This is a genomic window from Sphingomonas sp. (assembly GCF_013816785.1).
Taxonomy (GTDB): Bacteria; Pseudomonadota; Alphaproteobacteria; order Sphingomonadales; family Sphingomonadaceae; genus Sphingomicrobium.
The window spans coordinates 1-14,763 of the sequence record NZ_JACDDV010000024.1 but is presented as its reverse complement, the minus strand read 5'-3'; the positions used below and the strand labels follow the sequence as shown (position 1 = coordinate 14,763).

The window sequence follows — 14,763 nt, the reverse complement described above, 5'->3', positions numbered from 1 at the left end:
CGCCGGCGTCGGTTCTTACCGCGCCGGCGGTCTACAGGCTCAATGCCATGAACAGCGTTCCGGGCGGAGTCGGGCCGTAATAAGGCTCGATCGGCTCGAACCCCATCCGACGGTACATCGAGATCGCCGCGCTCATCGATGGCAAGGTATCGAGCCGCAACTCGCTATAGCCGAGACGCGACGCCTCCTCGACCGCAGCCTCGGCCAACGCCCAACCAAGGCCTAGCCCGCGCGCCGAGGGCAGGATGTAGAGCCGTTTGATCTCACCAACCCGTTCTTCGCCGAGCGGCCTGAGGCCGACGCAGCCCAAGGCAGCGCCCGCCTCGTCGCGAGCCAGCAACAGCGCGCCGCGCGGCAAAGCATATTTTCCCGGCAGTCCCGCCAATTCCGAGGCGAAGTCTTGATAGGCGAGATCGATATCGAGTGACGCTGCATAGGCACGGAACAAGTCGGCGACGGCCTGCAGGTCCTGGGTTGTTTCGACCTGCTTGATCGATGGGCCGATCATGGCACCCGTGGCAATGAACCGGTCGCCCGCCTCAGTGCCGGTGTTCGCGCTTGAGTTTGTAGCGCTCGCCATCGAAGCCGTCGAACAGCGTGCCGATCGCGGGATGATCGATCGGCTCGCCATCTTCGTCACGGACCAAATTCTGCTGGCTGACGTAGGCGATGTAGCTCGACTCCGAATTTTCGGCGAGCAAATGGTAGAAAGGCTGGTCCTTGGCCGGGCGCATCGCCTCGGGGATTGCCTCATACCATTCGTCGCTGTTGGCGAATTCGGGATCGACGTCGAATACCACGCCGCGAAAATCGAGCAGGCGGTGGCGCACCATCTCGCCGATGCCGTAGCGGGCGGAGGGGATCGAACCGGGTGAGGCGGACGGCGTGTTCATGGCTCCAATGTAAGCCGCGTGGTGGCGGTGACAAGCGAAACCGGGGGCCGGCCGGTTCGTTTCCTCGACATGACCCCTTCCACCACGGCATTTGCAGAGGACCGGCTGGTCCTGGTCCCCGACGACATCGATCTTGGCCGCTCGCCGCTGGCCGGGCGGCTCGGCATGGGGACGTTCGTGCTCGGCGCGTTCAATCCGGGGCTGACGCGGCTGGCCAACGGCAATTTGCTGATGATGGTCCGCATCGCCGAGGCGCTGAAGGCGCCGATCGCGGACGGCCATGTCCATGTCATCCGCTGGGAGTCCGGTCGGTTCGTGATCGACCGGTGGCCGCTCGAGCTGGCCGACACCGCCGATCCACGAAAGTTCATGATGCGCGGCGGCGGGTGGAAAGTGATGGCGCTGACCAGCCTGTCGTGGCTGCTGCCGGTCGAGCTGACGCCCGACGGGCTGGAATTGGTCGACTTGCACTATGACAAGGCGATCGCGCCCGTTGGCGACTGGCAATGCTATGGGATCGAGGACGCGCGAATAAGCCGGGTCGGCGACGATTATTGGATGACAACCTGCTCGGTCAGCCCGGAGCGACACTCGACCACGCTCTACAGGTCGGGGAACGGACTCGACTGGGATTTTCAGGGGATCGTGCTCGACCATCAAAACAAGGACATGCTGATCTTCGAAGGGCTGATCGACGGGCTCTATTGGGCGCAGACGCGGCCGCTCGGCGACCTTTATTTCGCCTATCCGCCAGGCAGCGAATGGCGCGCCGGGCCGTCGATCAACCTCGCCACTTCGCCCGACGCGCTCCACTGGATGCCGCACCTTAAGCCCGGCATCCGCCCGCACGCGGCGACCGTGGCCACGGCGCGGATCGGGGGAGGGACGCCGCCCATTCTGACCGATGCCGGCTGGCTGACGTTGTGGCACGGGGTCGAGCCAAGCGGGATCGTCGGTATCTATCGCACCTATTGGTCGATCCTCGACCGCGACGATCCGGCAAAAGTGCTGCGGACTGGACATGTGCCTCTGCTGGAAGCCAACCCCAGCCTGACGGCGCCGATCGAGCATCAGATGTACGTCCGCGACGTGGTGTTCACGACCGGCATCGCCGATGGCGGCGATCATTATGTCGTGGCTTCGGGCGAGGCCGACCTGGCCTGCCGGATCACGTACATTTCCAAGGCCGTGTTCGCCTGACCCGTAACGGGCTTTGCAAGCCCCCGAACGGCTGCTAGACGCCGCTCCCGACCGATGCCGGCCTGTCAGCCGGGCAGCAATTCTGTCATGCGGAGAGGTGGCTGAGTGGTCGAAAGCACCGCACTCGAAATGCGGCGTGGGCGCAAGCCTACCGTGGGTTCGAATCCCACCCTCTCCGCCACAACGGATGCCTGCTGACGACGACCGGGCCGGTTTCATCAGCTTTGCCGGGCGTAGCTATCAGCGCCTTTGAAGTGCAGGGAGACATACGGCTCGTCACCGACGACCCAGCTATCATGACCCGGCGGTATATAGAATACGTCGCCGGCGCGCATCTCTATCGCTTCCCCATTGTCCATTGCTGCGATGGCTTGTCCTGACAGCACCATGCCAACATGTTCGACCTGGCAACTCCGCTCCTCTGTGGGCGCCCCGATATGGGTCGACCATCTCCAACCGGGTTCGTAGGTGGCTCGGCCCAAAACTGCTCCGCCTAGCCTTAAAACCTCGAAGCGACCCTTGTCGAAAGTGTGCACTTCGTCGGGAGTCTCGAATTTCTTCATAATCACCTGAAGGTCCGCCATCGATTGAGCTCCCACTGCATCTCTCGGGAAATCCAAGCGGATTTAGGAATCGCGGTCTTGCGCAATCCTGCGCCCGCGAGCGTATTGTCCCGGCGTCATTCCCACGAACAGTTTGAACCGGCGGGTGAGATGGCTTTGATCGGGATAGCCAACTTCCAATGCTACGTCCGCGAGACGGTGACCGGCAGCGATCATCGCTCGGGCACGCCGCGCTCTGACACTCTCCTGATAGGCATGCGGAGGAATGCCCACCTGCGCCGTGAACGTCCGTGCCAGATGAAACGGGCTTAGACCCACGGCCGCACCCAGATCGGCCAATGATACATTTTGGTTGTACGCGGCCTCGAGGTATTCGCGAGCTCGTCTCACTTCCGGACCTGCGGACCTGCTCGCGGACCTGAGTCCGGCGACATCGCCATACCGCCCGACGAGAAGCGTTAGCGCGTCCAGCATCAGCGTCTCTCGTTGAAGTAGCGGCTGTCCCAATGCCGTCGCTCTATGGAAGCGGCTGAGCCGCTTGCTGAGCTCCTGATCGCCGACCACCGGCAGCCGAAAAGAAGGCAGTTGTCCGTGCACCCTCGCAGAAAGGCCCTCGGTTACACTGCGAAGGAGTTCGGATGAGGGGTAGATTGTTCGATATATATATCCCGAAGCAGCGCCAGTTTGACCTGTGTGTGCGTCCCCGGGGTTGATGAGGAAGACTTGCCCGGCGGGCGTGTGGTGTAGTTGCCGGTTACAGGTGAATGCCTGAATGCCCTTCTCCACAAGCCCGATGACGTAAGTGTCGTGGGCGTGACGTGCAAAGCTATGCCGGATGTAATGGGCGTGGACGATCTCCGGCGAGTGTTCGCCAGGCCCGACGTGGAGGCGAACCCACTCGGGTGATGCACCGCCTTTGGTTGGCATTGGCAGTCTCCCATTCTGCTCTAACCCTCGCCGCTACCGCGCCACGTTTTGTCAAGCCAACGCGTGACGACAGCAGCAATCTTCCGCTAGCATATGAAGCGTTCCAGCTCCCTTACATTTCAGGGCGCTATGCGCAGTCTCCTATATTTCGCTCAAGTAAGCTGAAATCAAATAGGTGCGCCGAGTAAGTGCGGACGGTCTGCTCTCCGACGAGGATGTTAGTGCCAAGGAGGCGACGTAGGACCGCCTGATACGTTGGGGATTCAGCGACGCTGTCGATGTCTTCCTGGTTGTCCCAAAAGGTGATTACCTGAACCTCACGCCCGCGGCGGATCATGAGAACGCCAGCATACCCCGCTGAGCGCTGAACATTGGATAAGAATTCACTATCGTGGACTGTTCATATTCAGTAGCTCGATCTTCATCAATGAATGCGGTCCAGATTCTTGCGATAGTCATTTGATATTCCTCGAAACGGCATAAGCGCCAGGATCTCCTTACGGTCCCTCCGAAGAGGTTTTTTCGCGGACCGAGCCTAGTGGCCACAAATATGGCTATCTTGCGCAATGCTGCGGTTGCTCGTGACGCAACGGGGCTGAGAAGCGCAGCGCGGAGCTGGATCCCTCGCCCGAAGCTGGGAATGTTTTTATACCTTATAGCTTCTCGATAGCTTCTCGAGTCTCTGTCGTGGCGGGATCAACAACGATGCGCACGAGCGGCGCTCGCGCACCACATGCCGGCATCAACACAGCGCGCGATCGCGGCCGCCGAGCAGTCGGGCGGAAATCGATTCCTCCGGGCCTTGTTTGGAGAGTCGCATCCGATGCATATTGCACTTGGCGCTGATCTTGATTGATGCCGTCGCCGAGCCGGTTAATTTGGCCGGCCGAACACAAAAATAACATATGTGAATTTTCTTGCGGGTCGACGAGGTCCATCAAGGGGCGGTCTTCGGCGTCGAGAGTCGCAGCGAAGCAGCGATTTGTAGCCTCGGTATTCGACCGGTGCGGCCCATCGCGCAGATTAAAGGAGAATAGTAATGCTTCGTTCGGCTGCACTGAAATTGGGTACGGGATTGGCATTGGTGGCCATGGCGATTTCGCCGGCCTTTGGGTCTAGTCACCGTGAGGCCCCGAATATCACGAAGATGCCCAAGGTCGACAATACCGACGTTTATGCGTTCCGCAGCTATGAGCCAGGCCGCGCCGCCTTCACCACGATCATCTCCAACTTCCAGCCGGGCGAGAGCCCGGGCGGCGGTCCCAATTATTACACCATGGATCCAGACGCGGTGTACGAGATCATGATCGATAGCAATGGCGACGCGGTGGAAGATCTGACCTACCAGTTCCAGTTTTCCAACTCGCTGCAGAACGGCACGGGCATCACCATCAATGCCGGTGGCAAGCAGCAGCCGATCCCCCTGCGCCAACTCGGCCAGATCAGCACGGCCACCGATCCCGACCTCGGCGAATATGAATATTTCACCGTCAAGCAGATTCAGGGTGACCGTCGCACCGGGGGCATCGGCAACGTGACCAACGCCACTTATGGCGGAAACGGCTTTGCCAAGCCGTTCGACAATGCCGGCAACAAGACGATTCCGAACTACCCTGCCTATGCCGATCAGTTCATCGCCGGCATCTCGATCCCGGGATGCGCGACGCAGGGCCGCGTGTTTGCCGGCCAGAGGGCGGAAGGTTTCGCGGTCAATCTCGGCCCGATTTTCGACCTGGTGAACTTCATTCCGATCCAGGGCGCTCCCGACCCGGTCTACAGCAGCGGTGCGCCCTTCCCGGGCGGAATCACCCAGAGCGACGCCAACCAGGAGTTGAAGGGCGTGGCTAATGTCACCTCGATCGCGATCGAACTGCCGACCGCCTGCATTACCGGCAACGGCAATGGCGTGATCGGCGTGTGGAGCTCGGCGAGCCTGCCGCAGACCCGCGTGCTCAGCTCAACCCCGACCTATCTCGAGCCGGATTCGACGGGTGGCGCCTTCGTTCAGGTTTCGCGCCTCGGCAATCCCTTGGTCAACGAGCTCGTGATCGGCCTGCCTGACAAGGATTTGTTCAACGCCGTCAAACCGACCGCCGATGCGGCGCTGGCCAGCTACGTCACCAATCCGACCTTCCCGGAAATCCTAGACGCGCTGTTTCGGACTCCGGTGCGGGCGGTCATCGGCGGCAGTGGCACGCTGGCGCCGACCAACTTCCCGCGCAACGACCTTGTCGCGGTGTATTTGACCGGGATTCCCTCGCTCAACCAGATGTCGACGGTGACGGCGTCGGAAATGCTTCGCCTCAACACCTTGGTTACTGCCACGGCACTTGCCGATCAGCGGGCACTTGGCGTGGTGGCCGACGATCTGGCCGGCTTCCCCAACGGACGCCGTCCGGGAGATGACGTGGTCGACATAACGTTGCGGGTCGCGATGGGCCGCTTGTGCCATCCGTTCCCGATCAACACCAAGCCGACCCAGCTTGGGCTGTGCACTCCGGCACAGGCACCGACCGGACTAACCGCCTACACCGATGGTGCGCCAACCAATGCGCGCGACTTCCAGAATCGGTTCCCCTACCTCAATCCGGCGCTGCGTGGCGCGCCGCGTCCCCAGACGCAGCCGTAAGCGTATAGTGGCGAGACATTCGCTGCTGGTGGGACTGATGTTGTTATCAGGGGCATCGCTTTCCGCGTGCAATCGTCAAAGCGGAAACGATGCCCCTGAAAACGATCCCTTCGCGGCCTCATCGGCGACGAAGGGTGACCAATTCGGCAAGGGGTTCGGCAAGGCGTCTCGCGCTGACCCGAACTCTGAGCCTGTCAACCTCTCCGAGATCGAGCTTCCTCCCGTTTCGTACACCGCCGAGCCGGTCGAGATCCATTAATCCGATCGCGTGACGACGACATATCCGACCTTCACTGACATGGACGAGCGATTGCCGTATCGGCGATTTCACTGGTGAGTGCGCGCTGGTGCGAAGGAGTTGCGCGATCGTCAGTTAGCGCGCGAGTGCGCCTGGAAAGCCGAACGTCAAACTGGAGAAAGTGGTATCAAAATCGACTTGCGGAACGCCGGCGACGGGCTCGCTCCAGACCGAGTTGAGCAACCAGTTGCCACTGACCGGGATGCGGAAGCGCGCGCGACCGGCGCGGTCGGTGATCGCTATTGCGACAGGCTTGGCGTCGTCGGCGAGGTTGGTCAGCTTGACGGTCGCATTGGCGAGTCGGCGTCCATTGTAAATGACGTGCACCGGGAGCATCCGCGAGGCGTCGAGCGCATAGGGATTTCGCTCGGGGACGATTTCAAGCTTGAGCCCGATCGGACGCGTCGCAAAATGCTGGTTGGCGGCAGTTTGCGCGCCGACCTGGATCAGGGCCTTGGCGCGGCGGCTGTAGCGCTCGCGACCCGGCGTGCCCGTAGTCCGCGAGCGTTCGCGCGCAGCGATCACCAGGGCGAGTCCTTCGACCTTGGCATAATCGTTGAAGCGAATCGCCGGCAAGTCGGAGAAAGCGTAATTGCTTTGCATGCCGAGGACATGAAGCCCTGGGTCGGCAAAGCGGGTAACGAAGTCGACCTGACCGCCGCCGCGCAAATCGCCCCGCCGATCGACCCTGCGACCCGCGAAGAAATCGCTCAGCATGACGATCCGGCCGTTGTTGTTCCAGCGATCGCGAAACGTCCCGTGGCCAACCAGGAAAGTAGCGCCGAGCGGTGCATCGGGCGCTACCTGGAAACGCAATGGTTGGAGCCAAAAGTCATGCGCGAGGACGGGGGCGGCAACAAGCCCCAGCGAAACGATCAACAATCGCAATTTCATAAAGCCTCGCTACGCAACTTTGATGGCATCGTGCTAAACAATGTTAGCGCGCCTGTCCAAACTCTTGACGCCAAGGCACAGTCTGTCCCGACCGCGCGTCGCGTCGAGGAACATTGCGCGCGAGCCGTGCTTGGCGTCGTGGCGATTGCGGCGCTGATCGCAACGCCCGCCGAGGCCCATGATGGGACTGGCCTTGCGGGCGGCTTCGTCGCGGGAGTGCTCCATCCGCTCGAGGGACCCGACCATCTGCTGGCAATGGTCTCGGTCGGCCTGTGGGGAGCGTTTCTTGGCCGTCCCTTGATCTACGCCTTGCCGATGCTGTTTCCCGCCGCGATGGCGGTCGGCGGCGCGGTCGGCATGGCCGGGGTCGGGCTTCCCCCGGTCGAGCTGGGGATTGCCGTGTCGGTCGTCACGCTCGGCCTGATGATCCTGTTTGCGGTCCGCGCCCCGATCGCGGTCGCGTGTGCGATCGTCGGCACTTTCGCTTTGTTCCACGGCTATGCGCATGGCGCCGAACTGCCCTCGGCGGCGGACCCGGTCGGCTATAGCGCGGGATTCGTTTTGTGCACCGGATTCCTGCACCTCGTTGGGATTGGACTCGGCCTGTTGCGCGGTAGTCCAGCGGGGACGATCGCGTTGCGCGCGGCCGGGGGCGCTATCGCGCTTGCCGGGGGGTGGTTCCTGATTTCGGCGGTGATGTCATGAATGGCGGGCTGGTGCCGCTATTCCTGCTCAGCGCGACGCTCGCCCTGATGCTGTCTTTCGCGCCGATTCGCATGACAAGTCTTGGCTTGCTCGCCTTTGCCGCGATCACGCCGCTTTTGTTTCTTATGTCCGGCGCACTGTCGTCGACAATAATATTCTTGGGCTTGTGGGCGAGCATGATCGCCACCGCCTTGGTCGTGTATCTGCCCATCGCGCGCTGGTCGGCCGCGATCTTGCCATTGTGCCTCAACGCCGGATTCTGGATGGGCGCTTATGCAGCCTTGTACAGTGATCGCGCCGGACTCGCGCTCGGACTCGTTCCCGCACTGCTCGCTTTTCCCGTCAAATGGCTTATTCGGCGAAAATTCGATATAGTTATCAAAGTCGTCGCGAGTTGGATGATTGCCATTGCATCATTATCGATGTTCGTGTCCCTGATGCCAACCCCTGGTTACAAACTGGACCATATGGAATGATGCGCAAACTGTTGCCAGTCACCGCTTTTATGGCTTCGCTGGCGCCTGCCGCGGGGCACGCCCAAGTGATCGAAATCGATTCGTCCGGGCAAGCGCAAACCTTTGACGGTCCGACATTATTCACCGAAACCGAGGCGGTTTCGCTGCGTCCGCACCGGGGGGCCCTGGTCGCCGGAGGCGATCCCGCCGTTTTGATAGAACAGGCGGCGCGCGTCCATCAGATCGATCCGGCGTTACTAAGAGCAGTGGCATGGCAGGAGTCGCGCGGAAGAATGAGCGCAGTCAGCAGCAAGGGTGCGCTGGGCGTCATGCAATTAATGCCGTCGACCGCGGCGGAGCTTGGTGTCGATCCGGGCGTTATGGCTGATAATATCAGGGGAGGCGCTTTGTATCTTCGTCGACAAATCGACCGCTTCGGGACGGTGCCGCTGGCCCTGGCCGCTTACAATGCCGGCCCTGGCGCGGTGTTGAGATTTGGCGGCATCCCGCCTTATCGCGAGACCCAGAATTACGTCGCCACCATCATGGGCCGCTGGCGCCCATTGGTCTTGGCCCGTCCCATCAACTCCGTGATCGTCGAGGTGACCAAATGATCAAACGCCGTGGCTGGGCGCTTGCCCTCGTCGCGCTTGCGTCTCCCGCGAGTGCTCAATATGCCGCCGCCGATCCGGCTGGGTCGGGGCCGATCGTTGGGGCGGTCAACTGGCTGCAGGGAACGCTACTCGGCAACGTCGCCACCGCGGTCGCGGTGATCGCGGTCGCTGCGGTAGGCTTTCTGATGCTGACCGGACGGATCAACTGGAAATATGGCGCGACGGTCGTTCTCGGCCTGTTCATCCTGTTTGGCGCAGCATCAATCGTCGGCGGCATCCGCTCGGTGGCAGGAGGCTGAGGATGGCAGGCGATCGGCTGTTTCGGGCGCTGGCTCGGCCGCAGATGGTGGCTGGGGTCACCTATCCCTTCTTCGTCCTCAACGGGATCGTCGCGGCCGAACTATTTCTGATCTTCAAAAGCCTATACGCGCTACTGCCGGCCTTGCTGATCCACGCCTTGGGATATGCGGCGCATTTGCGCGATCCGAACATCATGGCATTGTGGCTAACCAAGTTGCGGCGCGTACCGCGCGTGCCCAACCGCAATTTGTGGGGCGCGAATGTTTATCGCCCGTGACATCAGCGCCCGCGACAAGGCGGCCGCGCGCGAGAAATCGGTTGGCGATCATCTGCCGTATCTGGCGCAGGTCGATGACCACACGGTCTTGACCAAGGATGGGCTGGCGATGCAGGTCATCCGCCTCGAAGGCCTGCCGTTCGAGACGATCGACGCCGTCCAGCTTGAGGCGCGCAAAGCGGCGCGCGACGCGATGTTGCAGGCGGTTGCGTCGGCGCGGTTCGCGCTGGTCCATCATGTCGTTCGGCGCGCGGTCGCGCCCGACCTCGACGGCAAATTCGGCGATCCGTTCAGCCAGGCGCTCGACACCGCCTGGCGCGATCGGCTGTCGAAGCGGCGGCTGTACGTCAACGACCTTTATTTGACGATCGTCGTGCGGCCGTTGGCGGGGCGCGCCCGGGCAGCCGACAAGCTGCTCGGCCTGTTCACCGGGGAGCGGCAGGCCCAGACCGACAATAGCGCCGACCTGCGCGAATTGAACCGCGCGCGCGAGGCGCTGATGGCGGCGCTCGAGCCCTATGGGCCGACCCTACTCGCCAGCTACGACATGCCGAGGGGGCTGGCGTCGGAGCCGGTCGAATTCCTGGCCACGCTGGTCAACGGCACGTCGTCGCCGATGCTTCTGCCGCAGGGCGAAATCGCGCAGGCAATCGCCCGGCGGCGCCTCAGCTTCGGGGCTGACGCGATCGAGCTCGGCCCGGTCGACGGGGGCGACGCGGAGTTCGCGGCGATTCTGTCGGTCAAGGACTATCCGGCCGAAACCGATGCCGGGATGCTCGACGATCTTTATCGCCTGCCGTTCGAGATGGTCGTCACGCAAAGCTTCGCGGTAGTCGATCGCGGCCCGGCGCTGGAGCGGATGGACCTGGCGCTGAGGCGGATGCGCTCGGCCGAAGATGCGGCGGTGTCGCTGCGGTCCGAGCTGACGCTGGCCAAGGACGAGGTCGCTGCCGGCCGAGCACTATTCGGCGAACATCATCTGACCGTCCTGATCAAGGCGGCCAGCCTCGCCGAGCTGGATGCGAGCATCGGCGAAGTCCAGGCGAGCCTGTCCGACGCGGGCTTCGTCGCGGTGCGCGAGGAGCTGGGGCTCGAGGCGGCCTTCTGGGCCCAATTCCCCGGCAACTTCGGCTATATCGCCCGGCGCGCGCTGGTGTCCTCGGCCAATTTCGCGGGCTTCGCGTCTGCGCATAATTTCCCAGTAGGCAAGCCCAGCGGCAATTATTGGGGCGATGCCGTGACGCTGTTCGAAACCACCTCCGCAGGCCCTTATTTCTTTAACTTCCATCGCGGTGACCTGGGCAATTTCACCATAATCGGGCCGTCGGGGTCGGGCAAGACGGTGGTGATCGGCTTCCTGCTTGCCCAGGCGCGCCGCTACAGCCCCCGGATCATCTTCTTCGACAAGGATCGCGGCGCGGAGATTTTCCTGCGCGCGATCGGCGGAGTTTACGACACACTGCGTCCCGGCAACCCGACCCGGCTCAACCCGCTGGCGCTGCCCGATACGCCCGGCAATCGCCGTTTTTTGAGCGACTGGGTAGCCAAGCTGGTGACCGGAGACCGTGAGCCACCGAGCGTGGAGGAAGAAGGCTGGATCGCCGACGCGATCGATGCCTCCTACGCCGGCCCGACCGAACACCGCCGCCTGCGCTATCTGGCCGAGCTGTTTCGCGGGCGGGACCGCGCATCGGGCAACGATATCGCGGCGCGGCTGGCGCCTTGGCATTCCGCGGGCGAACATGCCTGGCTGTTCGACAATGAGGCCGACGGGCTGGAACTCGACGCCGACACCATCGGTTTCGACATGACCGCGATCCTCGACCAGCCGGCGCTTCGCTCGCCCGCGATGCTCTATTTGTTCCACCGGGTTGAGGAACGGCTCGACGGCAAGCCGACGATCATCGTCGTCGATGAAGGATGGAAAGCGCTCGACGACGAGGTGTTCGTGGCGCGGATTCGCGATTGGGAAAAAACGATCAGGAAGCGCGGCGGGATTGTCGGCTTCGCCACGCAATCGGCGTCCGATGCGCTCGAAAGCAAGATCGCCTCTGCGATCGTCGAGCAGGCCGGCACGCAGATTTTCATGGCCAATTCGGCGGCGCAAGCCAGCGACTATGTCGACGGCTTCGGGCTGACTCCCCACGAATTCGAGCTGGTCCGATCGATCCCGGAAACCGCGCGCGCGTTTCTGGTCAAACATGGTGCCGACAGCGTGGTCGTTCGTCTCAATTTGGCCTCCGAACCCGAATTGCTGACCGTCTTGTCGGGACGCGAGCGGACGGTGCGGCTGCTCGACGGCATTCGCGATGAGGTCGGCGATGCGCCCGACGCCTGGCTGCCGCGCCTGCTGGAGGTCGCATAATGCCGACTTTCTGCACCGCGGCGGCGAGCGACCGCTTCGCGGCGCGGCTGCTGGCCGACACCGATTGCCAGGCGTTCGGCATGGTCGAGCGCGGCTATGCGGCGCTGTCGCAGCCCGGCGGGACGGTATCGACCGCGCTGACCGGGCTGATGGTCATCGCCGTCGCCTTCTTCGGCTACCGTCTGCTGCTGGGGCGCGGAATCGCGTTGCGCGACGCGCTCGACCTGACCGTCAAGATCGGGGTGGTGTTGCTGATCGCCACTTCATGGGAAAGCTGGCAGGCATTGGCCTATCAGGGCGTGGCCCAAGCGCCGACCCAGGTCGCCGGGGAAATGCTGACTGGAATCGGCTCACCCCCGCCGCTCGACAGCTTGCAAAGGACGCTTGACGCGCTCGCCAATGCCGCAGTGGGCTATCGCACGCGAGCCGGGATTGCCTCGCCCCTGGTCGGCGGACCGGCGGCGGCGGCGGCGGTGCTCAACCTGTCGGCAATCGTGCTGACGCTGTCGACTGTCGGTTTGCTGGTTGCGGCGCGCGTGGTGCAGGCGATTCTGTTGGCGATCGCGCCAGCGATGGCCGGTTTCCTACTGTTCAACGGGACGCGCGGCATGGCGCAAGGCTGGATCGGCGCGATCGTCGGCGCGGCACTGGCGCCTCTGTTCGTGTTGCTGGTCGCCGCGGTCGAGTTCGCCGTCCTGACGCCGATGATCGAGCGATTGCTCGCCGAGCAGGCCTCGGGCGTGTTTGAGAATAGCTCGGTGATGCCGATCGGGTTGGTCGCAGTGGTGTTCGTGTTTGCGATCGCCTTTGCGCTGAAAGCCGCAGCGCGCATGGGCAACGGCATCCGCCTGGCTCAGCGCCGCTCCGCGGACCCAGCCGAGCGAGAGGCGTCGGCCGAGCGGATTAGCACCGACCGGCAACGCGAAGTCGCCGCCGCACAACCGGCGCTGCGGATCGTCCAGGCGCTTGAGCAGATTGCGCGCCGCGACGCGCCAAGGAGCACGTCTCAATTGCGGACGATCGCCGGCGGACGTGCGAGCGGGACAGCTCGCGATAGCGGCGGCACCGCGGCCCCGTCATCAAGCGCTACGCCGCCGCTTCCGTCCTTACGAGCCACAACGCGCATGCGCAGTGCCCCGCGACGGTCGCGCGCCGCATCCCGGAGAGATCAATGAGCGATCGTCAAAATTCGCGCGAAGATTATTATGCGGCGGCGCGAAGCTGGTCCGATGGCCAGGCCACGTCTTCGGCTCGCGAGACGCGTATCGCATGGCGGGTCGCGGCTGGCGCGGCGGCGATGGCCTTGTTGCTGGCCTTGACCCTGCTGCTGCTGGTGCCGCTCAAAACGGTGCAGCCCTATGTCCTGACGGTCGACCGTCAGACCGGCGCGGTCGAGCCGGCGATGACGCTAAGCGACGGCCGGCTGACCCAGAACGAAGCGGTAATCCAGGCTCAGCTGGCGGGTTACGTCGTGGCGCGCGAAACATTTGATTCGACAGACCTTCCCCAGCAATATCGACGTGTGCAGCTAATGTCGTCGCGCCCCGCCGCGGCTGCCTATGTCGCCGAAATGGCGGCGACCAACCCGCAAAGCCCGCTGAACACGCTGTCGCGCGGCGACACCGTCTCGGTCCGCATACGCAGCGTTTCGCTGATCGGCGACGGCGCTGGGCTGGTCCGCTACACCGTCACCCGTCGCGCGGCCGGTGCCCCGGCCGGCCAGGATGGGAACTTCGTTTCGGCGATCAGCTTCGGCTTCAATGGCCGGCCGCTGCAGCAGTCCGACCGGTTCGACAATCCGCTCGGCTTCCAGGTCACCCGTTACCGCCGCGACGCGGAAGGGTTCGGCTCATGAGGCGGGCGGTGATCCTTGCCCTGTTCCTGTTGACGGCGGCCCGATTGCCCGACCCGAGCGGGGCCGATCCGCATATCCAGTCTATCATGTTCGAACCGGACGAGGTGGTGCGCCTGCAGGGCGCGCTCGGTTGGCAGATCATGCTTGAATTCGGGCCCGACGAGCGCATCGAGAATGTCTCGATTGGCGACGCGCTGGCGTGGCAAGTGACGCCCAACAAAAAGGCGCGCAATCTGTTCCTGAAGCCTTTGGCCAAGAAGGCGGCGACCAACATGACGGTGGTCACGGACAAACGGCGCTACGCCTTTTCGCTGGAGACGACACCGCGCCTGCGCAACACGCCCTGGGTGGTGCGGTTCGACTACCCGCGCGAGATTGTCGAGGCGATCGAGGAACCGCCGCCACCGCCGCCGCCAAGCCTGAACTTCGCTTATGGCATGGACGGGGCCAAAGAGCTGCTGCCCGCGCGGGTGTGGGACGACGGGCTGATGACCTATTTCGAATTCGCCGACAATAGCCCGATTCCGGCAATTTTCGCGAACGGACCAGGCAAGACTGAATCGCTGGTCAACTCCTCGATGCGAGGGCGGGTGATGGTCGTCCAGCAGACTAGCGGGCGCTTTACCTTGAGGACCGGCAAGCGGCTGGCGACAATCACCTACGGAACCGGGGGCAAGCCATGAGCGATCTGCTTATCGTCAAGCGCCCGCAAGTCGCCGCGATGTCGCGAAAGACGCCCGTGGCGGTCGTGGGTTCGACCCTCGCCGCGGTAGGCCTTGGCGTGTTCC

17 protein-coding genes and 1 tRNA gene are annotated in these 14,763 nt (G+C 63.2%); 12 read left to right on the top strand and 6 right to left on the bottom strand.

The window, feature by feature from the left end:
• Nucleotides 1-31: 31 nt before the first annotated feature.
• Complete coding sequence (locus H0W65_RS06725) at nucleotides 32-580, bottom strand: GNAT family N-acetyltransferase (protein WP_294005593.1); 549 nt, start codon at nucleotides 578-580, stop codon at nucleotides 32-34.
• On the bottom strand, nucleotides 540-893 hold the full coding sequence (hspQ, locus tag H0W65_RS06720; protein WP_294005590.1) for a heat shock protein HspQ: 354 nt from the start codon (nucleotides 891-893) through the stop codon (nucleotides 540-542). Before hspQ ends, H0W65_RS06725 begins: the two co-directional genes overlap by 41 nt.
• Nucleotides 894-962: 69 nt before the next feature.
• On the opposite strand from hspQ, the gene H0W65_RS06715 reads away from it, so the two are divergent.
• Nucleotides 963-2,093 carry a glycosidase gene (locus H0W65_RS06715; RefSeq protein WP_294005587.1) on the top strand — a complete coding sequence of 377 codons (1,131 nt, stop codon included), beginning with the start codon at nucleotides 963-965 and terminating at the stop codon, nucleotides 2,091-2,093.
• A 91-nt stretch (nucleotides 2,094-2,184) separates the two neighbouring features.
• Nucleotides 2,185-2,274 (top strand) — tRNA-Ser (locus H0W65_RS06710).
• Between the two features lie 37 nt (nucleotides 2,275-2,311).
• Here the strand turns inward: H0W65_RS06710 and H0W65_RS06705 are convergent.
• The 3 genes from H0W65_RS06705 to H0W65_RS06695 all read right to left on the bottom strand — a co-directional run bounded on the left by H0W65_RS06705 (nucleotide 2,312) and on the right by H0W65_RS06695 (nucleotide 4,521).
• Nucleotides 2,312-2,677 carry a cupin domain-containing protein gene (locus H0W65_RS06705; protein ID WP_294005584.1) on the bottom strand — a complete coding sequence of 122 codons (366 nt, stop codon included), beginning with the start codon at nucleotides 2,675-2,677 and terminating at the stop codon, nucleotides 2,312-2,314.
• Nucleotides 2,678-2,719: 42 nt separating this feature from the next.
• Nucleotides 2,720-3,583: an AraC family transcriptional regulator gene (locus tag H0W65_RS06700; protein ID WP_294005582.1), complete on the bottom strand. Its 864-nt coding sequence runs from the start codon at nucleotides 3,581-3,583 to the stop codon at nucleotides 2,720-2,722.
• Between the two features lie 653 nt (nucleotides 3,584-4,236).
• Entirely contained in the window at nucleotides 4,237-4,521 is a 285-nt protein-coding gene (locus H0W65_RS06695; RefSeq protein ID WP_294005579.1) for a hypothetical protein, read from the bottom strand.
• Nucleotides 4,522-4,622: 101 nt separating this feature from the next.
• On the opposite strand from H0W65_RS06695, the gene H0W65_RS06690 reads away from it, so the two are divergent.
• Nucleotides 4,623-6,212, top strand: a complete 1,590-nt coding sequence (locus H0W65_RS06690) for a DUF4331 domain-containing protein (protein WP_294005577.1) — start codon at nucleotides 4,623-4,625, stop codon at nucleotides 6,210-6,212.
• A 373-nt stretch (nucleotides 6,213-6,585) separates the two neighbouring features.
• On the opposite strand, the gene H0W65_RS06685 is transcribed toward H0W65_RS06690, so the two are convergent.
• On the bottom strand, nucleotides 6,586-7,404 hold the full coding sequence (locus H0W65_RS06685; protein WP_294005574.1) for a DUF4198 domain-containing protein: 819 nt from the start codon (nucleotides 7,402-7,404) through the stop codon (nucleotides 6,586-6,588).
• Between H0W65_RS06685 and H0W65_RS06680 the strand changes: the two genes are divergently transcribed.
• The 9 genes from H0W65_RS06680 to H0W65_RS06640 are packed head-to-tail and all read left to right on the top strand — an operon-like array spanning nucleotide 7,345 to nucleotide 14,658.
• Entirely contained in the window at nucleotides 7,345-8,109 is a 765-nt protein-coding gene (locus H0W65_RS06680; protein ID WP_294005572.1) for a HupE/UreJ family protein, read from the top strand. The two genes, H0W65_RS06685 and H0W65_RS06680, sit on opposite strands and share 60 nt — an antisense overlap.
• The gene (locus H0W65_RS06675; protein ID WP_294005569.1) at nucleotides 8,106-8,585 is read left to right on the top strand and encodes a hypothetical protein; all 480 of its coding nucleotides are present in this window, start codon (nucleotides 8,106-8,108) and stop codon (nucleotides 8,583-8,585) included. The genes H0W65_RS06680 and H0W65_RS06675 overlap by 4 nt, the downstream gene beginning before the upstream one ends.
• Nucleotides 8,582-9,178, top strand: a complete 597-nt coding sequence (locus tag H0W65_RS06670) for a lytic transglycosylase domain-containing protein (RefSeq protein ID WP_294005567.1) — start codon at nucleotides 8,582-8,584, stop codon at nucleotides 9,176-9,178. Before H0W65_RS06675 ends, H0W65_RS06670 begins: the two co-directional genes overlap by 4 nt.
• The gene (locus tag H0W65_RS06665) at nucleotides 9,175-9,477 is read left to right on the top strand and encodes a TrbC/VirB2 family protein (RefSeq protein WP_294005565.1); all 303 of its coding nucleotides are present in this window, start codon (nucleotides 9,175-9,177) and stop codon (nucleotides 9,475-9,477) included. Before H0W65_RS06670 ends, H0W65_RS06665 begins: the two co-directional genes overlap by 4 nt.
• A 2-nt stretch (nucleotides 9,478-9,479) precedes the next feature.
• Complete coding sequence (locus H0W65_RS06660; protein ID WP_294005562.1) at nucleotides 9,480-9,755, top strand: VirB3 family type IV secretion system protein; 276 nt, start codon at nucleotides 9,480-9,482, stop codon at nucleotides 9,753-9,755.
• Entirely contained in the window at nucleotides 9,739-12,120 is a 2,382-nt protein-coding gene (locus tag H0W65_RS06655; RefSeq protein WP_294005560.1) for a VirB4 family type IV secretion/conjugal transfer ATPase, read from the top strand. The genes H0W65_RS06660 and H0W65_RS06655 overlap by 17 nt, the downstream gene beginning before the upstream one ends.
• A complete protein-coding gene (locus H0W65_RS06650) occupies nucleotides 12,120-13,295 on the top strand; it encodes a type IV secretion system protein (protein ID WP_294005557.1) in 1,176 nt (391 codons plus the stop codon). Before H0W65_RS06655 ends, H0W65_RS06650 begins: the two co-directional genes overlap by 1 nt.
• The gene (locus H0W65_RS06645) at nucleotides 13,292-13,975 is read left to right on the top strand and encodes a virB8 family protein (protein ID WP_294005554.1); all 684 of its coding nucleotides are present in this window, start codon (nucleotides 13,292-13,294) and stop codon (nucleotides 13,973-13,975) included. Before H0W65_RS06650 ends, H0W65_RS06645 begins: the two co-directional genes overlap by 4 nt.
• Nucleotides 13,972-14,658: a TrbG/VirB9 family P-type conjugative transfer protein gene (locus H0W65_RS06640; protein WP_294005551.1), complete on the top strand. Its 687-nt coding sequence runs from the start codon at nucleotides 13,972-13,974 to the stop codon at nucleotides 14,656-14,658. The genes H0W65_RS06645 and H0W65_RS06640 overlap by 4 nt, the downstream gene beginning before the upstream one ends.
• The last annotated feature ends 105 nt before the right edge of the window (nucleotides 14,659-14,763 follow it).